This is a genomic window from Domibacillus enclensis, assembly GCF_900156125.1.
GTDB classification, from domain to species: Bacteria; Bacillota; Bacilli; order Bacillales; family Domibacillaceae; genus Domibacillus; species Domibacillus enclensis.
This window is the reverse complement of sequence record NZ_FTLX01000004.1, coordinates 26,324-49,790: the sequence shown is the minus strand read 5'-3', so window position 1 is coordinate 49,790 and position 23,467 is coordinate 26,324. Positions and strand designations below refer to the sequence as shown.

The 23,467-nt window shown below is 42.7% G+C and carries 19 protein-coding genes; 6 read left to right on the top strand and 13 right to left on the bottom strand.

The features are described from left to right. The first annotated feature begins 58 nt into the window (after positions 1–58). Together BW952_RS09540 and BW952_RS09535 are read left to right on the top strand one after the other, a co-directional pair. Positions 59–1,099, top strand: coding sequence for a LacI family DNA-binding transcriptional regulator (locus BW952_RS09540; protein ID WP_045849119.1), 1,041 nt, complete (start codon positions 59–61; stop codon positions 1,097–1,099). 68 nt (positions 1,100–1,167) lie between these two features. Next, entirely contained in the window at positions 1,168–2,391 is a 1,224-nt protein-coding gene (locus tag BW952_RS09535; protein WP_045849118.1) for a benzoate/H(+) symporter BenE family transporter, read from the top strand. A gap of 46 nt (positions 2,392–2,437) precedes the next feature. On the opposite strand, the gene BW952_RS09530 is transcribed toward BW952_RS09535, so the two are convergent. Continuing rightward, positions 2,438–2,986 (bottom strand): GNAT family N-acetyltransferase, encoded by a 549-nt coding sequence (locus tag BW952_RS09530; protein WP_045849117.1) that lies wholly within the window; start codon positions 2,984–2,986, stop codon positions 2,438–2,440. A gap of 28 nt (positions 2,987–3,014) precedes the next feature. Continuing rightward, positions 3,015–4,955 (bottom strand): helicase-related protein, encoded by a 1,941-nt coding sequence (locus tag BW952_RS09525; RefSeq protein ID WP_052698320.1) that lies wholly within the window; start codon positions 4,953–4,955, stop codon positions 3,015–3,017. A 243-nt stretch (positions 4,956–5,198) separates the two neighbouring features. Here BW952_RS09525 and BW952_RS09520 point away from each other — a divergent pair, with 243 nt between their 5' ends. Beyond that, positions 5,199–5,432, top strand: coding sequence for a hypothetical protein (locus tag BW952_RS09520; protein ID WP_045849116.1), 234 nt, complete (start codon positions 5,199–5,201; stop codon positions 5,430–5,432). Positions 5,433–5,445: 13 nt separating this feature from the next. Here the strand turns inward: BW952_RS09520 and BW952_RS09515 are convergent, their stop codons facing one another. From BW952_RS09515 to BW952_RS09490, 6 genes are all read right to left on the bottom strand, one after another. Beyond that, positions 5,446–7,419, bottom strand: a complete 1,974-nt coding sequence (locus BW952_RS09515) for a glycosyl hydrolase 53 family protein (protein WP_052698319.1) — start codon at positions 7,417–7,419, stop codon at positions 5,446–5,448. Between the two features lie 116 nt (positions 7,420–7,535). Next, on the bottom strand, positions 7,536–9,602 hold the full coding sequence (locus tag BW952_RS09510; RefSeq protein ID WP_045849115.1) for a beta-galactosidase GanA: 2,067 nt from the start codon (positions 9,600–9,602) through the stop codon (positions 7,536–7,538). Positions 9,603–9,642: 40 nt separating this feature from the next. Beyond that, positions 9,643–10,482, bottom strand: coding sequence for a galactooligosaccharide ABC transporter permease GanQ (gene ganQ / locus BW952_RS09505; RefSeq protein ID WP_045849169.1), 840 nt, complete (start codon positions 10,480–10,482; stop codon positions 9,643–9,645). A 12-nt stretch (positions 10,483–10,494) separates the two neighbouring features. Then, positions 10,495–11,751 (bottom strand): galactooligosaccharide ABC transporter permease GanP, encoded by a 1,257-nt coding sequence (gene ganP / locus BW952_RS09500; RefSeq protein WP_045849114.1) that lies wholly within the window; start codon positions 11,749–11,751, stop codon positions 10,495–10,497. A gap of 102 nt (positions 11,752–11,853) precedes the next feature. Next, on the bottom strand, positions 11,854–13,131 hold the full coding sequence (gene ganS / locus BW952_RS09495) for an arabinogalactan oligomer ABC transporter substrate-binding protein GanS (protein ID WP_045849113.1): 1,278 nt from the start codon (positions 13,129–13,131) through the stop codon (positions 11,854–11,856). A gap of 160 nt (positions 13,132–13,291) precedes the next feature. Next, complete coding sequence (locus BW952_RS09490) at positions 13,292–14,284, bottom strand: galactan degradation operon transcriptional regulator GanR (protein WP_045849112.1); 993 nt, start codon at positions 14,282–14,284, stop codon at positions 13,292–13,294. 264 nt (positions 14,285–14,548) lie between these two features. Between BW952_RS09490 and BW952_RS09485 the strand changes: the two genes are divergently transcribed. Both BW952_RS09485 and hpaB read left to right on the top strand, forming a co-directional pair. After that, complete coding sequence (locus tag BW952_RS09485) at positions 14,549–14,761, top strand: hypothetical protein (protein ID WP_045849111.1); 213 nt, start codon at positions 14,549–14,551, stop codon at positions 14,759–14,761. Between the two features lie 147 nt (positions 14,762–14,908). Beyond that, positions 14,909–16,348 (top strand): 4-hydroxyphenylacetate 3-monooxygenase, oxygenase component, encoded by a 1,440-nt coding sequence (gene hpaB / locus BW952_RS09480; RefSeq protein WP_045849110.1) that lies wholly within the window; start codon positions 14,909–14,911, stop codon positions 16,346–16,348. A gap of 221 nt (positions 16,349–16,569) precedes the next feature. Here hpaB and BW952_RS09475 read toward each other — a convergent pair whose 3' ends face one another. Further along, positions 16,570–17,100 (bottom strand): immunoglobulin-like domain-containing protein, encoded by a 531-nt coding sequence (locus tag BW952_RS09475; RefSeq protein ID WP_045849109.1) that lies wholly within the window; start codon positions 17,098–17,100, stop codon positions 16,570–16,572. 320 nt (positions 17,101–17,420) lie between these two features. On the opposite strand from BW952_RS09475, the gene BW952_RS09470 reads away from it, so the two are divergent. Further along, a complete protein-coding gene (locus BW952_RS09470; RefSeq protein ID WP_045849108.1) occupies positions 17,421–18,767 on the top strand; it encodes a TrkH family potassium uptake protein in 1,347 nt (448 codons plus the stop codon). Between the two features lie 503 nt (positions 18,768–19,270). On the opposite strand, the gene BW952_RS09465 is transcribed toward BW952_RS09470, so the two are convergent. The 4 genes from BW952_RS09465 to BW952_RS09450 form a co-directional block, all read right to left on the bottom strand. Next, complete coding sequence (locus BW952_RS09465; RefSeq protein WP_139325436.1) at positions 19,271–19,951, bottom strand: hypothetical protein; 681 nt, start codon at positions 19,949–19,951, stop codon at positions 19,271–19,273. Between the two features lie 513 nt (positions 19,952–20,464). After that, entirely contained in the window at positions 20,465–21,061 is a 597-nt protein-coding gene (locus BW952_RS09460; RefSeq protein WP_045852562.1) for a YdhK family protein, read from the bottom strand. A 297-nt stretch (positions 21,062–21,358) separates the two neighbouring features. Continuing rightward, positions 21,359–21,646: a hypothetical protein gene (locus BW952_RS09455; RefSeq protein ID WP_045852563.1), complete on the bottom strand. Its 288-nt coding sequence runs from the start codon at positions 21,644–21,646 to the stop codon at positions 21,359–21,361. A gap of 82 nt (positions 21,647–21,728) precedes the next feature. After that, a complete protein-coding gene (locus BW952_RS09450; RefSeq protein ID WP_052698562.1) occupies positions 21,729–23,336 on the bottom strand; it encodes a multicopper oxidase family protein in 1,608 nt (535 codons plus the stop codon). Positions 23,337–23,467 lie beyond the last annotated feature (131 nt).

The following is a 23,467-nucleotide window of genomic DNA, read 5'->3' as shown; positions in this document are numbered from 1 at the left end:
TATACATTTGACATAATAAATTCAGACAATTTTACAAAAGCAAGGGTGAATATACATTATGGCAAAGGAAAAAACAACTATTCAAGATATTGCAGATGCGCTCGGCATTTCCAGAAACACCGCTTCTAAAGCGTTAAATGGAACTAGCGCGATTCCAGAAGAAACGCGCACTAAAGTAATTGAAAAAGCCATTGAGCTGAAATACAAGCAATTTGCTTTTATGGATAGCAGTACACTTTTCGCAAAAAGCACAGGAAATATCGCTCTGTTGACGGCAAACTTGCCGAAATCCTCTCATTTCGGCTCACGGTTGATCAGCGGCCTTGAAAAGCATATTCGTGCGCAAGGATACACGTTGTCTTTTCACATTGTGCGGAACATCGACCAGGAGCAGTTAGTTTTGCCAAACAACTTCGATTCTGAAAATGTAGACGGCATTGTTTGCATTGAATTGTTTGATTTAAACTACAGCAATCTCGTCATGAGCCTTGGCATTCCAACCATTTTTGTCGACTGCCCGGCCAACGTGACCTTCTCAGACTGGAAAGCTGATTTGCTCATGATGGAGAATCAGCACAGCGTTTGCCACCTGACCAGCATGTTAATTGAAACTGGGTATACGACACTCGGATTTGCAGGGGATTATCATCATTGTCTGAGCTTCAACGAAAGATGGCTCGGTTTTCAGAAAGCGTTAACCGCAGCAGGCATCTCACTTAATACGTCTCAATGTATTCAGGGCGACGATTCTTTTTTCTTTGAGCCGGACTGGATAGAAGAACAGCTTAAAAAAATGACGGCTCTCCCTTCTGTATTTGTTTGCGCCAATGATTTTACCGCGATTAATGTAATGAAGGCACTGAAAAACATGAACATCTCCGTGCCTGATCAAGTAGCGATATGCGGGTTTGATAACGGTCCGGAAACAAGTATTGTCGACCCGCAATTAACAAGTATTCATATTCATAGTGATGAAATGGGGATAAAAGCGGCAGAGATGCTGTTATCGAGAATTCAAAAGCCGACGCAGCCGCATCAGGTTTCATATGTATTCACAAAGCCTTTAATTCGGGCCTCCACTCCTTTACTTCATAAATAACAGTCCAGATGATAGAAGGGAATTGCTATAATAAGAGACAAGCACGAATTCAAAGGAGATTTTTCTGAATGAAAGGGTCAAATCCGAAGCAAAAAAACGCACCGTCCTATCGCCTGTCTGCCAGAAGGGATTTGATTCAAGGGGTGACGAGCCAAAACGTCGCAGCCGGGCTTATTTCAAGCACGCTTGTCATGACCGGACCGGCAGCCATTATTTTAGACGCAGCGAATTCCGGCGGGTTTACCGCTGAACAGACGATCAGCTGGATGTTTGCCGTTTATTTTTTCGGTGGTCTGTTCGGCATCATTCTGCCGCTGCTTTATAAAATTCCGATTACCGGCGGTCATTCGATTACTGGTGTGGCTTTTTTAGCCACCGTCACGTCCCAGTTTACGTATTCACAGCTGATTGGCGGCTACATGATGGCGGGTCTGCTTATTTACCTGGTTGGCATATCGGGTCTTTTCACGAAAATGATTCGGCTCGTGCCAAAAGAAGTCATCGCCGCGATGCTGGGCGGGCTGATCACCGGCTATGTCGTCCGGATGATCCCCGCCGTAAAGGAACTGCCGCTTATCGGGGGTGCTGCACTTATCGTGTTTTTCCTGTTAACGAAATTCAAAAGCAAGTTCCCGCCTGTTGTAGGCGCCGTTCTTGCCGCTTTTTTCGTTTTGTTTCTAACCAATGGATTCGGTACGGCAGCCGCGGATATTCCATTTTCGCTTCCTTCCCTGCATATGCCTGAATTTACGTGGATGGGCTTTTTAACACTGGCGATCCCGCTGGCACTGCTTATTTTAAGCAATGACGCCGCACCCGCTGTCGGGGCTCTTGAAAGCACAGACTTTCATCCGCCGATCCGCCCCATTTTATCAGCCAGCGGCATTTTTTCCGTGTGCGCCGCTTTTTTTGGCGGCCAAAGCGCCAACATTGCCGGCATGATGACCGCGATCTGTGCAGATCCATCCGCCGGACCAAAGCAAAAACGGTACGTCGCTTCAGTCGTTTCTGGCGTCATGGTTCTCCTGTTTGGAATCTTTGCCTGGAAAATAGCGCCGTTTATTCAATCGCTTCCGCAGGCACTGGTCGCGATCCTCGCAGGCATTTCATTAGTCGGCGCGCTGCAGTCCAGCCTGCAGACAGCTTTTTCCGTGACACGCTACCGGCTCAGTGTCCTTGCTGCTTTTGTCGTTTCACTTGCGAATGTTTCTTTTCTTCATATGAGCGGTCCCGTCTGGGCATTGATTCTCGGTGCCGTCATCGCCTGGACGATCGAAAAGCCGCAAACGTAAAAACCCTGCACAGTCTTTATGTGCAGGGTTTTTTCGTGCAAAACATCTATTCTGTTCCCCGATCCGATTCCTTGCGAACAAGCCGGTCCATATGCAGCGTTTGCCAAACAGGATCGTCCTCTGCCAGACGTTCTTGAAAACCAAGGTGCTGCCAAAACGGAATCCCGCCGGGCAGAAAAGGATGAGTATGCAAATACAGTGTACGGTAGCCCAGTCGTTCTGCTTCTTTTTTCACCGCTTGAAACAAAATGGTGCCAATGCCAAGCCGCCGGTATGCAGGATCAATGTAGCACCTGACCACTTCGGCTGTGTCGGATTCATCGTACAGCCCGGCAATCTGCTTTAGCCGTCCGTCATACGGACAAAGACCAATGGTGCCCATTATCTTTCCTTCTTCTGAGCAAGCTGCAAAAAAAGCACCGCCTGCGGATTCCGTGTAAAACGATGCAAACTGAAGAATATCTGCCGGCTGTTCATTTGCCGAAAGCATTGGGAACAATGCGCTGCGCTGCTCCATTAAAAATGCTGCAACTGCCTTTGAATTCATCTCCTCTGCCCGCTTCACCTGAATGGCTGGACGCTGTTGTGTATTCATTTTTTCACCTTTTTCTTCATTTCTTCTTTTACCAAATCTCCTGCATACGCTCATAGCACGCCTGGCAAATACCGTGCGGGTAGTCCCAGTCCAGCTGTTTGCCACAGCGGCTGCATGCTTTGCTTAAGGTTTTCATGTTGTGGCCGAGCCAGTGGTGAATGTCGTCTGCTAGTTCCTTTTTCACCCGCTCCCAATAATAGGCTTCCGTTACCTGGTCTTCCCGGTACAAAAACATTAAATGAAGCTCTACTGCTTTGTAGGAAAGCTCCAGCTTCTCCAGACTTCCTTTTTCAATGGCCGGCTCCGGCAAGGCCTTGCCACTAATTAGGGAGAGAAGCGTCCCTTTCCACTGGCTTGACAGCGTTCGGTCGTAAGCGGAAAAAGGCATCTGCAAACAGCTGTACAGCTCCTGCATCGGCAGACGTTCTTCAATTACGCTTCCTTTTACTAGTCCATACAGCAGCTTTTCCTGGGCAAGCGATGCTTTTTGTGTTCCTTTCGGCGGTGTGAATTCTTCCCAGAGCGAAAAGAACGTGCCCAGATTCTGATAATGGCGTCCGAATCGCTCCAGCACGCTCCGGGTCGGGGCAATGGTGAACGTTTGAATGGGCGCGTCACCGCCTTCAAGCAGCTGCTTCATTTTCTTCCGCTCTTCCATGAAAATCACTTCGCCCTGATCGTACATGCCCCTGCGCCCGGCTCGTCCGGCAATTTGCTTGACTTCCTGTGCTGTCAAAATGCGCCGCCGGGTACCGTCAAATTTGTGGCTGTCCATTAAAATAACCCGGCGGATCGGCAAGTTCAGTCCCATGCCGATCGCATCCGTCGCAACCACCACCTGCGTTTTCCCGGAAACAAAATCATCCATCTGACGCTGACGCGATTCAGGCGGCATGTTCCCATAAATGACACTGACTCCATGTCCATCCGCTTCAAGCTTCGCTGCCAGCTGCAGCACCCGCTTTCTTGAAAACGCCACGAGCGCGTCGCCCTTTTGCACACGATTCAACCGGAACGCTTTATCGTGCACAAGCAGCGGCGTTTCCCGCTTGTACTGCCGAATGTCTACATTGGCGTCTTCGCCGAGCAAGCCTAGCACAATCTTTTTCATATTCGGACTGCCGATAATATGGACTTCCTTTGCCCGCGCCCGCGTGATGCTGCGAAACCAGTGAAAGCCGCGCTCCCGGTCTTGAATCATTTGCGCTTCATCAATGACGATGATGTCATACGGTGTTTTCTCTTCAAACATTTCCACCGTGCAGGCCGCATGCGTGGCGCCGTCGATCCGCTTTTCTTCTTCTCCGGTTTTCATGTCGCACAACACGCCTTCACGGTTCAGCTTTTCGTACACCTCCAGCGCCAGAAGCCGAAGCGGCGCAAGATACAGGCCGCTTTCCCTCTTTTTCAATTCTTCCAGTGCAGTGTACGTTTTGCCCGTATTCGTGTCTCCGATATGAACGACATACTGAATGTCCGACAGCGGTGCCGGCGTGTATTCTTCTCCGAAAATAGAGGAAAGATGCTGCTGTCGTTTCGATTGCTCGGCCTGCGCCTTTTTTTTACGTGGAGACAGCACGAGCCGCTCCCGTTTTTTCCCGGCCGCTGGAGCGTTTTCCACCAGCTGGTTCCACTTATCCTTGTACTCCGATCGTACCCACTCATGGCCGTTAAAAGGGCGAAAATCCTTTAGCTCCTGATAAAAAAGCCGGTTCATCTGGCCAGGCGACCGCCCCGCGTTCTGTACATAGGCCGCTTTTTCCTCGCCGCTAAAGGAGCTGACGAGCATTTCCCGCCACGTCTTCTGCCAAACGGCTTTTAAGTACACTTTTCGCTTGCTTACATATTCCTGCAGACGAGGATTTTCTTCCGTTTCTATGTACTCCTGTACATTGCGCTGAATGTGCTGCTTCGTCCGTCTGACTGCTTTTTCGTGTCTCGCTTCGATCTCTTGCTTCGTAATTGCCATGTTCACGGCTCCTTTTCATTGTTCCTTCTTTCTACTTTACCACGAGAGCCAGCTGACGGCTAACACCTAAAGAACTTATGTTCCTAAAATAGCATGATCTGACTAATCTGACAAACAAAAAGACAACCAGCAAAAAAACTCTTTCACACAGGCCCGGTTGAGCCGCATGAAAGAGCAATAAAATGGAATATATGGTACAGTTAAACCTGCCATATTTAGTCATTGGAAAGTGAGCGTGACATCATGACCTATAAGAAGATAAAGATCGGGCTGGCCCTCATCATCACGGTGCTGGCTGTTTATCAGTTTACGTCTGAGCCCAACAATACTCTTTCCGCCTGGTTATCCGTTTGCAACAGTTTGCTTTTGGGAGTCACCGGCATAGATGAGTGGCGTAAAAAAGGCCGGGCCGGCTGGGGAGCTCCCGCTTTAGTTGCAGCTGCGCTCACCTTCATAGCCGCTTTGTTTACCTTTTAAAGAAAACCCATGATTACTTTTCCTGATACAAAGAAAAATCATCCAGGCTTCCCCACGCTCCGCCGTCCGCTTTTATTCTAGCGCCTATCGTAATGGTTCCATCCTGGACTGGAATCCCTTGTACAATAGGGTTGCTCCAGTTTGTCCAGCCCTGGACCGATGTATCCACTTTGTATTCTTTTCCGCCGGTTCGGGCATACACGTACATAGTCGAGTTGTGCGCATCCCCGCCCTGTAAAAACATAGAAAGATTATACGTACCAGAGGCTACTCCTGAAATTGTTTGTTCAACCGTAAAGTCTACTGACTCGGGTGAAAAAAATTGCAATGAATAGGTGCCTGCTTTCGCGTCTGATGCTTTATCTTGAAAACTTGTATGTGGAGAAGCGCCATCTCCGTAGGCAATCTGCCACATTGAACGGTCACTTTCTTCAAACCCTGCATTTAACACAAGGTTTTTCGGCTTAATATCAAGGTGAGCACTGACGGGCTTGCCCCCTTTTACAAATCCTCGAATCACATACGAGCCGGTTCCGTTATCGATCGCTTTATTTAAAGCGGCCTTGTTCCATTTCACCGGAAGCTCCCGTTTGCTTCCATTGTTGTAGGTAGCAGACACTCGTTCAGGCAAAGACACCGTTTCTCCTGCGATGAAGCTTATTGAAATGTCTTTAATTTCATCGATTTTAACCGGTGCAACTGCTCCAGTATTCACGTACATAAAGACATTCAAAGAAGAAAGCGGCCGTCCTGTAAAATCGAAGAGCGCCTGGTTGTCTACTGCACTGCCTCCATACCAATTTCCGGCATCCTCCGGGTCGTATTCTGCTGCGTAGCTCGTTGCCCAGCCCGATCCGTATTTTTCCCATACCTTTTTTCGTTCTTCCAGTTTTTTATGAGGAACAACAGGCAGCCAGGCTGGTTCCCAGTAAAAAACTCCAATCCCCGCGTCTCCTACATTCGCTACTGCCTGGATCACATCTCTCACAGCCGTTGCCTGACCTTGAACGGTTACAGGGTAATTCAACGTCTGTCCAGAACTTTTGGGCGCTGTATTTTCATGCCCGTCCCCATCTCTTGCTGTGTAGGCATAAGAAGTTTCTGCGACCATTACTTTTTTGTCATACGTATCTGCTACATGCTTTAAGACAGCGGTTAAATTCGACAGTGTCCCGTGCCAGAAAGGATAATAGGAGCTGGCAAAAACGTCATAATCGACACCCTGATCGTCCAATGTTCTGGCAATATCAGCATACCGGCCCGGCGTTTCAGGATTTGTAAAGTGCAGCGCGACTAAAATCGATGAATCCAGCTCCCGCACTGCCCGGCTTCCTGCTTGAAACAAGCCGCTCATGTTCGTCCAGGTTGTTTCTCCAGCAAGTCCACCATTTGTTTCATTGCCGATTTGCACCATGCCAATATCGACTCCCGCATTCTCCATTGCTTGCAGGCTTTCTTTCGTATACGTGTAAAGAGCCTGCTGCTTTTTCTCATAACTGAATGACGCCCATGCTTTTGGTGCCTTTTGTTTCGCTGGATCTGCCCAAAAATCTGAGTAATGAAAGTCGACAAGAACCTTCATTCCATGATCAGTGGCTCTTTTGCCCATTTTAATGGCTGTTTCGAGATCATTGTTGCCGCCACCATACCCGTTTCCGCTGGCATCGTACGGATCATTCCAAACACGGATGCGCACGTAATTAACACCCGATTGTTTTAACGTTTTAAACACGTCTTGTTTTTTTCCTTTTTCACTGCGAAAGGTTGCGCCGCTTTTTTCCAGCGCAATAAGACTGGATACATCCACTCCCTTAATGAAGTCGTTCTCGATACCCTCTACTTTTTTCACAAAAATATCGGCCGCAACCGGGCTTTTTGCCGGACCGGCAGCAGCTTCTGCTTTTTGACCGGAACTGCCTGCAGGAAACATCATCACCGCCACACATGCGATTGTTAAAAAAAAACGATTAAAGCAGCTTTTATTCATTTTCCTTTCACACCCTTCGTTATTCCGCCTTTAAACGGGCTTTATGTGACCGCTTTCGTAAATGGATAAAAAGACATCCACCCGGCTTTCTACTGCTCAAGTGGATGACCTTTCTTTTACTGATTGTGTAAAGTTTCGACAATTTTCACTTCATACTTCGCCAGCGTTACTTCACCTGCCAGCTCTTCTCCGGTTTCCATGTCCTTTACCGCTTCCTCAAAGGCAACCGTCTGCGCTTCTTCGGTGAAGTTCATGACAAAAATATAGTTTTTATCCTTCGATTGGCGAACCTGCACGGATACACCCTTTTCATGCTGTACAGCAACAGCAGGTGCAAGCGCCAGCTCATTCATCAATGATTGATAAAAATCCCGATGAAAGTCGTCCTGTAACCGGCCACCGATATAATACGCTTTTCCCTGTCCATGCGAATTGCTCGTGACAGCTGGTGTTTGGGCATAAAAATCTTCTTGATACAACGCCTCTACATGAGCTGACTGATTTTCGATTACCGTCGCATACTCTTTTATTTCATACGTGTTCCCTTGATACTGCACATTATTTCTATCGCCCGGGTACAGCGTATCGGTTTCAATTGGTTTTATTCCAAATAAGTCCTGTAAATCCTGGTGCCAGCCGCCCATATAGGTGAGATCATATTCATTGACGATTCCACTTATATACGTCATCACGAGCGTACCACCGTCTGCCACGAACGATTTCAGCCGTGAAATGGTTTGTTCACTGGCTAAATACAGCATCGGGACGATCAATAGTTTGTAAGAAGAAAAGTCTTGCTCCTTCGTAATGACGTCCACTGGAATATCTCGCTCCCAAAATGGACGATAATGATCATGCAGCGTTTGCGGATAACGCTTTGACTGTAACCCGAAGCCTTGTGCATCATTCAGTGCCCAGTTGTTTTCCCAATCATACAAAATCGCCACATCCGCCGGACGGTTGGTTCCGACAACATTAGAAAGCTGCTGCAGCGCTGCACCGACTTCGGCGACCTCCTGGAACACCCGATTATCGGCACTGTTGTCGTGGTCTACAACAGCTCCATGAAACTTCTCCGATGACCCGCGGGATTTCCGCCATTGGAAATACAAAACACTGTCTGATCCGTGCGCGACCATTTGCATAGAAGAGAGCATATGCATGCCTGGCCGTTTTGCTTTATTGACAGGATGCCAGTTGACCGCGCTCGGCGTCGACTCCATCAGCAAAAAAGGCTGCTGCTTTAAGCTTCTGTACAAATCATTAATAAAGCCGACCTTCATCGCTAAATCCGCTGTACTTTCCCAATCGTTGTGCCAGGCGGGATAAGCATCCCAGCTGATGACATCCAGATGCTTGGCAAACTTGCTGTAATCCAGGCTTTGAAAAGGAATTAAGTCATGCGTATCGGCCATGAAGTTCGTGGTAATCGGAATGGCTGGCGTCAGTTCTTTTAGCGGAACTACTTCATTTTCAAAAAACGAAATCGTTTGATCCGTTACAAAACGGCGCCAATCTAAATTCAAGCCATGAACTGCGTGTTCACCAATAGGCGATGGCGATTCTATTTGAGACCAGTCATTGAAGGTATGACTCCAAAAAGGCCCCCACCATGCATCGTTTACCTGCTTAAGATCTTCATTATATTTCTCCTTCAGCCAATGTCTAAATGCCTGCTGGCACGCATCGCAATGGCATTCACCGCTGTATTCGTTGGAAATATGCCACATAAGCAAAGCAGGGTGGCTGCCATACCGTTCTGCCAGCAGCCGATTCATTTTTTGTGTTTTTTCACGGTAAACCTTGGATGAAAAACAATGATTGTGACGTCCGCCATGCAGCTGCTTCTGCCTTGAAGCATTCACTCTCAGCACTTCCGGGTATTTCTGTGACATCCAGGCAGGGCGGGCGCCGCTCGGCGTGGCTAAAATAATCCGCCCGCTCATCTGGTGAATATTTTCGATGACTTCGTCCAGCCATTCGAATGTATACACGCCCTCTTCCGGCTCCAGTGCGCTCCAGGCAAAAATGCCAAGAGAAAATGTGTTGGTATTAGCCAGCTGCATCAGCTTCATATCGTCCGCCAATATATCCGGCCGGTCCAGCCACTGGTCAGGGTTGTAATCTCCGCCGTGCAGCATAAACGCTGCATCTGTTGTATAGGTTTTATTAAAATTTGACATAATCTTCCCCTTGTCGCTTTATTTAATCGTTTTAACAGGATCAGCCTTTTGTGCCGCCGGCTGTTAAGCCTGACACAAAGTTTTTTTGCAGCAAGATAAAGATCAGGGCGATCGGAATACTAATTAAAATCGCGCCAGCCGCAAATGTTGTATAGCTTGCCCCCATCACTTCATTGACTAGATTGTATAAGCCGATCGGCAGCGTATAGGATTCTGGTGTCCGTAAAATGGTCGACGACAAAATAAAGTCACCAAGCGGTCCTGTAAATCCATTCATCGCTACAACCGCGACCATCGGTTTTGATAAAGGCATAATAATCTGCAAAAAGATCCGCGTATTGCTTGCCCCATCAATCCGGGCACTTTCATCTAAATCTATCGGAATCGAATCCATGTAGCCCTTCATCAAATACGTATTCATTGGAATCAACCCGCCAATGTACAGCAGAATTAACAGCCAGTGACTATTCATCATGCCTAAAATCTGCGCCAGGACAAACAAGGCAATCAAGGCGGAAAACTGTGGAATCATTTGAAGCAATAAGAATAGTGTTAACGCATTTTTTCTTCCTTTAAATCGAAAGCGTGAAAACGCGTAGGCTGTAAAAGATACACTAATGATCGTACCGAGCATCGTAAACAAGCTGATTTTCAATGAATTCATATACCATTGAACATACTGCAGGCTGTCTTTTCCTGCGAACAACTCTTTATAATGATCCAGCGTCGGATTAGCTGGAATAATTGATGTACTTACCAGGCTGTTGCCGGGATTAAAGCTGGCCCCCACTGTCCAAAGCAATGGATACACGATAATAGTGGTCATAAAAATGAGCAGTGCGTATGAAAACAGGAGCCGGATCAATCGTTGCTTCTTCATATTTTGCATTTGTTAAGCCCCCTCTTTAAAAGAGTTTGTCCGTCTAAACTGCCACAGTGCAATGGTGATGACGAAGACAGACAGCAATATGGTTAATGCGGCAGCTAAAGAGTATTGGCTGGATTGCATGGTTAACTTGTAAATCCATGACACCAAAATATCGGTTCCGCCGGCTGTTGATCCCGGTACCGCCGGGCCACCGCCGTTGAAAAGATAGATGATATTAAAGTTATTAAAATTAAACGTAAACTGCGTGATAATAATAGGTGCCATGGCAATTAAAATCATCGGCAATGTAATGTTTTTGAATTTTGCCCAGATCGAAGCCCCATCCACAGTCGCCGCTTCATATAAATCATCCGGAATGGACTGAAGAACACCCGTTGTGACAAGGAAGATATACGGGAATCCAAGCCAGCCCTGCATTAAAATAAGCGCCAGCTTTGACCAGGAGGCATTCGTCAGCCACGGAATCGGATCAATGCCAAAAGCCGCTAAAATGTCATTGTTAATCGCACCGAAACTGTCATTAAATAAACCGGCAAAAATTAAGATCGTTACAAACCCCGGAACAGCCCATGGAAGGACCAGAATTGTCCGGAAAAACCGTTTAAAGCGCATATCCTTTTGGTTCACCACGATGGCGAGCAAGATACCTAAACTCACTTGAAGAGCGGAAGCGACAAGCGTCCACACAACCGTCCAGGCTAAAACATCAAAAAAGGTTGAGCGCCAAATATCGACAGTGAAAATCTCCGAAAATGTTTGCAGCCCTACCCAGTCAACTAAATTAGCCGGAGGAGAATGATAAAGATCATAGTTTGTAAAGGCGAGGGCAAAGCTAAACAGGATGGGAAACACAACAGCGAAAATCAAAACAAACAAAGAAGGGCCGCTAATTAAATACGGATAGCCCTGGCCTATTAAGTTTTGATAATCATCCTTTAGTGTATGGAGGGCTTGATTGTCATCACGCAATTTCCCATTTCGATAGGCATCGCGCAAATTCGCGTAATACACAGCGAGCCCGAATCCAAGCACGAGTATCGCGATGATCCCCTGCGCAAGAAGGAATACAGAATTATCTCGCGGCACTTCTGTACCCAGCGTGACAATGCCCCATAACCCCATATTGAGCAAATCCTTAAACGCAATAAAAAATGAAACACTTGCCAGAAAAAACAACAGACCTTTTACCCATTGTTTATTGTAAAATTGCCCCAGTCCCGGAACAATGGATAGCAATAATGCTTTTTTATGATGCTGCACGTTTTCCACCTCTTTTTATCAGAACGTACGGAACGCTGTCCTTTTGTCTTACAGTAAATGGTGCCAAACCTGAAACAGTTTGACACCATCTGGAATCAGTGTTTAGTTGCTGCTATGTTTTGCGTCAATTTGTCCTTTAATCGTTTCAACTGCCTGATCTAACGCTTCCTTCGGCTCTGCTTTTCCTGTTGCAATAGTTTGCAGAGCTGCATCGGCTGGTGTCCACACTTCATTCATTTGCGGGACGTTCGGCATCAGCTCTGAAAATTCAGATTGTTGAGCGACTGCTTGTGCTGATTCACTTTCCGTCACAATCGGATCATTGGCCAGCGCTTCAACCGCCGGTACTTCTTTTGTCAGTTCATATCTCGTTTTAGAATTTTCTTCATTCGCTAAAAACTCAACCAGTTCTTCTGCGAGCTCGGCATTTTTCGTGTACGTGCTGACGTTGTAGCTTTTCACTCCGATAAATGCACTCATATTTTCACCATTTGACAGCTCAGGAAGCTTTACAACACCGTAGTCAATCCCGGCTTTTGTAAAAGGATCTAAATTCCACGGACCGGAAATAATGGCGGCTGCTTTCCCTTCAGTAAACAGTGATTCCAACACGTTAATGCCTTGTTCTCCGATAATACCCGCCGGGAAAAGACCTTCTTCATAAAATTTTTGAATATACTCTGCCCCTTCTACAGCACCTGCGTTGTTTAAACCGATATCTGAAGTATCGTAGCTGCCGTTTTCATCGCTGGAAAAAATGTATCCTCCGTAACCGCCCATCACGCTTTGCGCGTAATAAATTTGGTCAAAGAGAGCAAGGAAGCCAAACTGTTTGCCATCTGTTACTTCCTTAGAGTACTCATACCATTCATCCAGTGTTTGCGGCAGTTCCTCTTCTGAAACAAGCTCCTTGTTGTAATAAAGCATAGATGTTTCCACAGCTTTTGGAAGTCCGTATACTTTTCCGTCTACCATTTGCGACTGCATGGAAATGTCGGTATAGGTGGATTGAATATCTTCACCCGCCGCTAATTCCTTGATCAGCCCTTCTGTGACAGCTGTGCCGATTTGGTCACTCGCCATTGTTAATACGTCCGGCCCTGTACCAGCAGGCCCGTCCAGACGAAGATCTTCAATTTGCTGTGCGTATGGCTTTTCTATTACTTTTATAGAAACATCATGCTCTTCTTCAAACTGAGCGACGGCGTCTTCAATACCCGCACTTTTTTCAATATCTTCCCACACGATCAATTCTTTACTGCCGGCTTCTCCCTCTGAACCTTCATTTCCTCCGCTACTTTCCTGAGGTCCACAGGCAGCCAAAGATAAACTTAACGCTGCACCCGTTAGCAAGCTTGCATATTTTTTGTATGTCTTCATCGTTTGTGTATCATCCCTTCACGTTTATTGAAAGCGTTTTATAAAAATAATATATCACCACAAAGAAAAAAAGTAAACAACTTTTTTTCTTAAATTAAGTAAAATATTTTACTAAAATAAAAAAAGACCTAGTTTCCTAGGTCCTGTGATCAACATTCAATTAGTTGGTGCTTTTCCTGACGACCAGTTCCGACCCTAAATATAAGGTTTTGACTGTCTTCCGTTTTTCTACTATTTGCTCAAGCAGCAGCTCCATAGCGTTTTTGCATATCTCCTCCAGATCAATCCGGAATGTCGTAAGCGGCGGTGATACATACTTCGCGACACTAATATTATTTACCCCAATAACACTGACACGATTCGGAATCGCAATTCCATACTCATTCAATGCTTGTAAACAGCCTACCGCGATCGGATCAGCTGCCGTAAAAAAAGCAGTAGGCAGAGATTCGCCTAATTGTTCAATTGCCTTGATCATCAAATAGTAGCCATTGTGTACAGAAAAACCCCGGTGGCAAAAAATAAACTGATCGTCCAGCAAGCCTTTTTCCTTCATATAGGCACGAAACGTTTTTTCACGAATATCCATTTCATCCTGGTCCGTATTAGGATTATGGTACGTGCCGCCAATAAAGCCAATACGGGAGTGTCCCTTTTCTATCAGGAAGTCCACCGTTTTTTTCGTCATTTGCGCTAAGTCAGGCCGGACAGAATCATAGAGATCCGGATCAGGTGTAGAATCGATAAAAACGCCCCGGGATGTTATACTTTTCAGATAGTCCAGTTCTTTATCCGAGAACGAGCCTACCGCAATAAACCCTTCGATAGTGTCAGGGATTTTAGCGATGCCGTCTGTAATTTTGTAGGTCGTGAGCTCCACATTGCATTTTTTGGCCCACTTTTCAACTTCCAGCCTCATGGTTTTAAAATAAACGTCTTCTAATTCTTCCTTATCGGTTAGCCAGTACAAGAAAGCAATGTTTTTCACCATCGGCCTGACCGTTTTTTTTCGGTAATTAAGCTTATCCGCTACTTCAAATATTTTCTCTCTCGTTTCATCCGGGACAGATAAACTCAAATCGTTATTTAACACACGCGAAACAGTCGAAATCGAAAACCCGACTTCTTTTGCTATATCCTTAATAGTCGCCATTCTTTTGTCCTCCATATATCCTTTAAAAATGAATGTTGTTCATATTTAATAAGTAAAACTTTTTACTTATATTTTACTTGTTTTTTTGTAGAAGTCAAGCATGCTTCAGATTGTAGGCAGACCTCGCTGCAGAAGCAAAGCAAACGCTTTAGTATCTGCCTTGCAGGTTGATCTCTGTATAGTAAGAATACCTTATTTCAAGACGAATCATAACAAAAAAGACTACCTCTTGTTTTTCAGGAAGTAGTCGAAAGGAGAATTTTCATGAAAAGAAAAAATCCAATAAAGTTCTTACTTCTATTTTCCATCGCCACCGGCCTGTTGTCTGGCTGTACTAATGATCAAAAAGCATCAACGGAGGGTGACACATATTCCTTAAACGCAGAAAGCGAAACCTGGCGTTTAGACGAATATGAGATAACATTTACACCAGAAGACTTCAAAGCTGGAAATAGAATTATTAGACGAACTTCATAAAGAAAGCGCACCGAATTAAAAAATGGATAAGATCATCAGCAGTAACCATGAAAAGCACATATACATATGCTATGACTAAAGAAATGGGTGATCTCTTTCAGTGCGCCCATTAAAAATAGGTAATTAATTTTTAGGGAGTGCACTCTTATGCCTGCTACAACTGGAAATAATTACATTGAACGGATTGATCAGTTAAAAACAAGGATCTGGATCGATGGCGCTCCTGTGACAGGCAAAATTTCCGAGCACCCTGCCTTTCAAGGAGTCATGAAAAGTCAAGCAACGCTATATGACTTGCAGCATAATAAATCACTTAAAGAGGTCATGACCTATCAATCGCCATCAACGGGAGACCACGTGGGGTTGTCCTTTTTACAGCCAAAAACAAAAGAAGATTTAACAAAAAGACGGGCAATGATCCAGCAATGGGCTCTATCCAACAATGGAATGATGGGAAGAAGTCCCGATTATATGAATACAATGTTAACGGCATTTGCAGCATCTGCGGAATTTTTAAGAGGAAAAGAAAATTGTTTTCCCGAAAATATCGTGAATTTTTATGAATGTGCACGTGAAAAGGACTTATCCATGACACATACTTTTATTGATCCGCAAGTAAACCGGGCAAAATTTTATTTTGAAGATACCGATGAACCTGTTGCAGCAAAAGTGATAAAAAAGAACAAAGAAGGGATCGTCGTAAAAGGTGCGCGGCTGCTGGCAACACAGGGCGGAATAACGGATGAAATAGTGGTTTTTTCAGCAGGAGGAATTCAAGATAAAGCGAAAGGTTTTGCGTTTTCTATACCTAGTAACAGTAATGGTCTTACGTTTGTTTGCAGGGATTCTTTTGTTGAAGGAGACTCTTCATTTAACTATCCGTTAAGCTCGCGGTTTGAAGAAATGGATACGATTGTTATTTTCGACAATGTTTTGGTCCCATGGGAACGCGTCTTTTACTATGACAACATAGAAGTATCGAATAGCTTCATGGCTGTTAGTTCGGTGTTGCCTTTGACCTTACATCAAGCGGTCTCCAGACAGATTATTAAAACGGAATTTGTTTTAGGTATTGTCCAGTCCATCATTGATACCATTAATATCACGGAATACCACCACGTTCAGGAAAAAGCTTCTGAAATAATTGTTGCCTTAGAAACGATGAAAGCATTAGTAATTAAATCAGAGGTCGAAGCCAACATCGATGAATGGGGATTTATGCGGCCAGATCAAACAACACTACAAATCGCTATCAACTTTTTCCCGCGAATTTACCCAAGGTTTACTGAAATTATTCAACTGTTAGGTGCAAGTGGATTGATGGCAATCCCGACAGAAAATACATTCAAGTCCATTATTAGAAAGGACTTGGACCAGTATTTACAGGCTAAATCGAGAAATGCAGAGGACCGGGTGAAGATTTTCCGTTTAGCATGGGATTTAACGATGAGCTCATTTGGTACACGTGAAACGCTCTATGAACGGTTTTTCTTTGGCGATCCACTTAAACTTTCAAGTCATTTGTATTTTTCCTATGATAAAACACCCTATGTTAACCGGGTGAAGAATTTTTTGCGAAAAGAGTAGAAGAGACAAAGATAAAAAATTTAACTACAGCAGCAAAAGCACAAAAAGGTGGCACCTACTTTGATTCAGAATGTGCCTTTTTGTGCTTATTTATTTTAATTAAGGATGAATAGTTGATCAAAACTGTTGACTAGTGCTACAAAGCAAAGGACCCTAACTTTTTTGAAAGCTGGGGTCCTTTCAAATACATAAAAACAGCATTGTGTTTCAGTAACTACATTTTAATTGGTGACTTTAAACGGCGCAGCAAGTTTGAAATCTTTGTATTGTGTTTCTGCTTCGCTTTCATTACTGGAAATAACTTTGCTGAATGTTCTAGTGACACGATAATTACCAGGAGAAAGATTGTCCTTTAATTGAGTCAAATCAATTTTTTCTGAAATGGTTTCTTGTGCACTTACTGCGGGGGCATCATCTTGAAACACTTTCAGGTCATCTTCAAAGGGAACGAAATACCATATGCCCTCAACATTTTTTTCAATACTAAACTGTCTGTCATAAATAACAAAGTTATTGCTATTATTCTGCATCAAAATGTTGATCACTGACGGAGAATCCGTGTGTTGTTTTATTTCTACTTCAAATGCTATATCTTCCTTTGATTCAGGAAGTTTTTGCTCCATTGCCTTCTCATTCAGCCCCTCGTCTATTGCATTCGTTGCTTCTGTTACTTTTTGTTCGTTTGATTGACATGCTGCCAAGAATAGAACTATTGCAGTGAAACAGAAAATAAATCCATAAGTTTTCTTCATTGGAATCACCCCTCTGTCCAAGAATTCGGGTCCAATTTGTCTAGTATTACGTTGCTTTTATTATAGCCACTTAAAATGAGATTTCATGAGAAGATGATGAATCCTCTGAAGCATACTTTTTCAGAAAATTGTGGAATGATAAAAAGCATCATTTTGTTTTGATAAAGCTTTAACAATAGGGCTTAAAGGAGGGAATGATTACTCAATAATTAGAATGCAAACATGCTGATAAAGACATGCTAGTTAACCGCTAGATAGCTTCTGCCCAAAGTTATGCTTATAATGGAGAAAGTTAGTGAGCAAAGGAGTTTTATTTTGTCATGCGAATTATAAGAAAAAATGCCTTAACCCCCTCTCAACTCATTGTAGCCTTTTACTTAATTGCAACCGTTATTTCAACAGGTCTGCTTAGTTTGCCTATTGCATTGAATCCTGGTGTTCAGTTAACTTTTTTAGATGTACTATTTACAGCTGTGAGTGCTATCAGTGTTACAGGGTTAGCCGTTGTTTCAACGCCGGAAACATTTAGCACGCCGGGTATCTTTATTTTAATGTTTATCCTGCAGTTTGGCGGCATCGGTATCATGACTCTCGGTACGTTCATTTGGATGCTTGCTCGAAGAAGGATTGGGTTAAAGGAAAGGCAGTTAATCATGACTGATCAAAACCAGTCCCAACTCTCCGGACTGGTCAATCTTATGAGGCAGATCTTAGCCATTATTCTCTTGATAGAATTGGTTGGCACAGTAGTACTCGGCACCTATTTTTTGAACTATTTCCCAACCTGGCAAGAAGCCTATTTTCAGGGACTATTTGCGTCGGTCAGTGCCACCACCAATGCCGGATTTGATATCACAGGCAGTTCACTTGTTCCATTTGCTCAGGATTACTTTGTTCAATTTGTTCATATTCTTCTATTAACACTGGGAGCCATCGGTTTCCCTGTATTGATCGAAGTGAAGAATTATATGACCAGTAAAAAAAAGACAGTAGGGCCTTCTTTTTCTTTATATACAAAATTAACCACGACTACCTTCTTTTTGCTGTTTGCCTTTGGAACGATCATGATTTTATTATTAGAAACCAATCATTTTTTTAAAGATAAAAGCTGGCACGAATCCTTCTTTTACGCCTTGTTTCAATCAGCCACAACAAGAAATGGCGGGCTGGCTACCATGGACGTTAGTGAGTTTTCTGAACCTACCTTGCTAGTGATCTGTTTTTTAATGTTTATTGGTGCTTCTCCCAGTTCAGTTGGAGGTGGTGTAAGGACCACCACTTTCGCGGTAAACCTTTTGTTTCTTTACTCGTTCGCAAGAGGATACCAAAACACAAAGATATTTAAGCGTGAATTACATGTCGAGGATGTAAGAAAATCATTTGTAGTCAGCTTTACGGCTTTTTTTGTTTGCTTTATCGCGACCATTGCTCTTTCGATAACTGAACCCTTTTCCTTGATGGAAATCTTATTTGAAGTAAGTTCTGCATTTGGCACCACAGGACTATCGATGGGCATCACGCCAGAATTGAGCTCTCCAGGAAAAGTGACCATTATCCTGTTGATGTTTATCGGCCGGATCGGAATTTTATCCTTTATCTTTTTACTGAGCAAAGGAACTCTAAAAGAGAATTACCATTACCCAAAAGAACGTGTAATTATCGGGTAATTCTTAGTTGAAGCTTTATTTATTTTAGAATAAATAGAGAAGTAAGCTAAAAAAACACCTTGGATGTGGGGTCAGTTCCGTGTAACATCCAAGACGTTTTCAACGCAACAAAATAACATTTATATTGAATTAAATTTTTACTGGACAACAGCTGGCAGCCAATTATGCTCATCACTTCAATGAAGTAGGGATACTTTCTTCTAAAGGGGTCAAGTAAAAGACATCCATCTTACGGAAGGATAAAGAAATAGAGTAGTATGCAGATATGTATTTGGTTGAAAATTGAATTGAAGAACAAATGAAGCGAAGGACCAAAAAATTGGTCCTCTTTTTCTTTCAATAATATACCTGCACCAGTGTTTAGGAGAACCCAAATATTATCGACATAACAACTCAATCCTTAATCAATAGTTCGTTCCTACTGCACATTAAACGCCCTGGCTATTAAAAGCAGCCGGGGCGTTTTCAATAAAACAAAACTGCATTTATGTTGCATTTGAAAATTATTGAGGAGTGAAATTTTCATTCAGTTGTTTACCAGAAACGTCTGTGTAGGCTTTTAGTTCTTCTTTATATTCAAATTTACCATTTGGTCCACCGACCATGATTACATCACCTATTTCAGATATCTTCAAAAATAAGATATATTTATTTCCGATTTCCAACAATGGATGCTCATCAAAAACCATTACAGTATTTCCATCCTGCAAAAATTCGATTTCTTTCTCGATTTCTTTTTTATCTCCTTTATGCACTTTATTCACTTTAAAAGAGAATTTTGTAAATGGCACGTCTCCGTCCACCATATATTCTTCTAATATGGCTGTTGGCTTTCCTTCAACAATTAAATCGGCTTTTTCATTTAATTCCGCAAAAGAATAAGAGGGAAACGTTCCTTGCACAGCATATTTAACACCCTCATCGTAAAGCCAGGGACCTACATTCTCTATTTCAGAAATAAGGGTTTTTTCTACCGATAACGATTTAACAACTTTTTCTTCCTCGGATGCTGCCTTAACAATCGCACTTTGTTCAGCCTTATTACAGAATCCATACACTCCAGCAGACAATAGAAAAGCTATTCTGCTAATAAACAGGGCCTGCCAAGGTTTCTTCCATAATCCATAAACTAATAATGCCGAGGCAAATCTAAGCAATAATGTTGAAAAAATAAATCTAAACAAAGAAAAGCTCGTTTGATACCCCCTATTTACTGTTTCACTGGTCAATAGTTGTCAAGGCCGGTCATTTTATTCCAGCAGTTACACCTGTTATTAAAGACTTTAAATCATCTAAAGCAAAGAAATCATTTGAGGATAAATTGAAAATCAAAGATAATAAAATATTTTTATGTTTGGTAAATAAAAAGAAATGAGAATTTTAGTCGTACTTCCCCATGTCATTGTTCAAATAGACTACGTGTAGTCTATTTGAACAATGACATGGGGACTGCTGTACGCTCAAGTTGGACATTTAAAAAAGAATGATTCTCCACACTTTCTTCAAATTTAGATATTATAATAATTCTTACATATAGAGATCTTTTTTTGAAATATTTTTTCTCGAAGAGCAGGTAGAAGAAATAAAAAGTTATTCCACTCATCATATTGAATAGACAAGAAAGCGCTTACTTTTTTGTCTAAAATACAAAATTAGTGCCGCATATATTCAATGGAATATGTACGGCACTAGTGGTTTTATTGAACTGGTGAAAGTTCACTTTCTGTTACCCATTGGTGGTTTATAACTTTTTCTCCACCCGTCGTTGGGGTGTAGTCAACCATGTATATGGTGGTTTCTTCTGCTGAATCAATTTCGGCTGTCGCACCTTCCATGCCTTCCATGTGATCTGCGTTAACTGTTACTTCTGTTCCTGACTCTAGTGGTGCTTCACCAGCATCTTGAAGCTCTTCATGAATGACCCATTTATGATCTTCTACTCTTTCTCCACCCGTTGTTGGAGTGTAAGAAACGGTATAAACGGTAGTATCATATGCACCGACAATCCTTGCTTCAGCTCCATTCATGCCTTCCATATGGTCTGCATTGATCATGGCAGAAGTGCCGACTTCATAGGTTGGACTTTCAGCTGTTTTCAAACCTTCCGGGACTTCACCAGAGGTAGACATATCCATATTTCCATGATCCATGCCTTCCATATTTTCATCCATTGTTTCTGTGTTTTCTGTATTTCCCATATTTTCATCATCTGTATTGCCGCAGGCTCCCAGTACTAATAAAAAGGATGCAAATGATATTCCTAATACAGATTTTTTTAGTTTCTTATTCCACATGTAAATAACCCCTCCTTTAATTATAAATTATAATATACCCGGAAAATGTGCAGAAAATATGGAGGATGCACTGCAGATGAAAAAGAAATGATTATGAGTGTATCTGGAAGCTCAAAACAGGACTTACATTCTGCTGAATTAAACGGTGCATATTATAATTTCTGTGAAGCCATCCTCATTAGGCTATTGATTTTTACAGGTTGGCTCTTTTTAAAATAAAAAAGTTATTGCAGGACCGAGGTTAAGAACGATTTTCCATTAGTCGTTCTAGTTTGCAGCTTTACAAGTAGAATATGTTTATTTAATGGAATGATTTTTTACGTTCTCTTCTTTAACTAAATAATCAAAAACTTCCTGAACGGCCTCTTTGTAAGAAAGCAATTCCTCAAAATATTCAAGACTGATCAAAATACCTTCTTCTTTTGGGTTTTCTCTATTTTGAACTAAGACAGTTTTTTCTTTATTCCCGGCAGAAAAGCGGTAAAGTATTTCGAGCAACTTCCTTTTATCTGCAATATCTGTTGCATTTAAGCGGAGATCGTTCACAGTATTGTTGACGTCAAAAGTTTTAGACTTGTTTGGCATTACAGCTCTCGCCCTTCATAATATTATTTGACTTAAAAAAAGAGACCGACACCAGTCTCTTTTTTTAGCATGAATGCATCTTTTATTCAGGATTGTTGTTTGCTGCAGGATCCGGTACAAAATTGGGTTTAAATCCTTCGTAATTTACTTGTGTAACCATTCCAGCGGTTGCATGGTGTAAATCATGACAGTGGAACATCCAGTTGCCACGATTATCTGCTTTAAAAGCCACAATGTACTCGTCACCTGGTTCCAAACTAATCGTATCTTTCATCAAAGGAGACCCTTCAACGGGCTTCCCATTTTTGCTTAAAACCTGAAAAAAGTGACCATGTAAATGCATAGGGTGATCATCATCTTTTGAGTTGTTTACCAAGTTGACTTTTACTGTGTCTCCTTCGTTTACCTGTATCTGCTCAGTTTGGGGATACGTTTTGTCATTAATAGTGAATTTTTGCTTTCCATTTGTTGTTTGAGTGTTCAAGTCCATAGTATAGGATACATCGTATACTTGATCTAATGTAAACTCTCCTTCTTCTTTTTCGCCGTAAGAAGTCAAATCAAATGCGGGAAGCTCTTCACGATTGTTGGATTTATCAGTCGATTTTCCTGAGAAGTCTTCATACTGAATAAGCGTTCGCATACCATCAGTGCCTTCCATATCCCCATGGCATTCTAAAAGCCATTCGCCAGGGTTATCCGCTGTAAATTCAATATCATATCTTTCACCTGGGGCAATTGAGATCAACTGTTCTTTTACTTCTTGAGGATTGGAAATATTCTGACCATCCGAGCTAATGATTTTGAAATTATGGCCGTGCAGATGAATTTTATGTGACATAAATCCAGCATTTACTAAGCGCAAGCGGACTTTCTCTCCTTCTTTCACCGTTAACTTATTAATGCTTTCTCCGCTTTTCCCATTAATGGTATAAATATTATACATACTCATATCATGTGCCATATCTTCAGACTCTGGACCTGCTAATTCCGCTTTTGGCCCCATCTCCATATTGCTATGATCCATGCCTTCCATGTTTTCAGCGTTGTCTGACTCTATATTCATTGTTTCTTCCATATCCATGGAGTCCATATTACTCATCCACTCATCAAGAACAAGAGTATAATCTCGGTCATATTCTCTTTGATCTTTTCCTTCTACAATAAAGGAACCGTATAATCCTTTATCAACCTGAGTTGCTCCTTCTTGATGAGAGTGGTACCAGTAAGTTCCGGGTACCTCTGCTGTGAATTTATAAGTAAAGCTCTCGCCAGGCTGTACAGCATTTTGAGTTACCCCAGGTATTCCATCCATTTCATTTGGGACAGGAAGACCATGCCAATGAATTGTTACAGGATCTTTCAATTCGTTTTTCAAATTGATCTTTACCTCTTCACCTTCCTGGACTCTAATTTCTGGGCCAGGTACGGATCCATTAAATGTCCATGCCGTAACGCTCTTTTTGCTTGTTAAATTATGTGTTCTCTCTTGGGCTACCAAGGTAAACTCATTATCTGTTATGGTTTCCGCTGCGGCTGTAGCCTGTAAATCTTTTGTTTCTTCTTTCTTTGTTTCTGCATCTTTGTCCCCCATATTCATGTTGCTATGGTCCATGCCAGCCATACTACAGGCACTTAATATTAAGGCAAAAAGGGATATAAAAAAGAATAAAGTAACTTTTGATTTCATTTGCTGCACCTCCATATATGATCGTTTTTTAATCATAGCGATTAATTATGGAGAATTAATGGAGTCATCATCAAAATACGCATTTTTAAAAGCGATTGTTTGATTTTACAAAAAACCGACGCAATAACGAC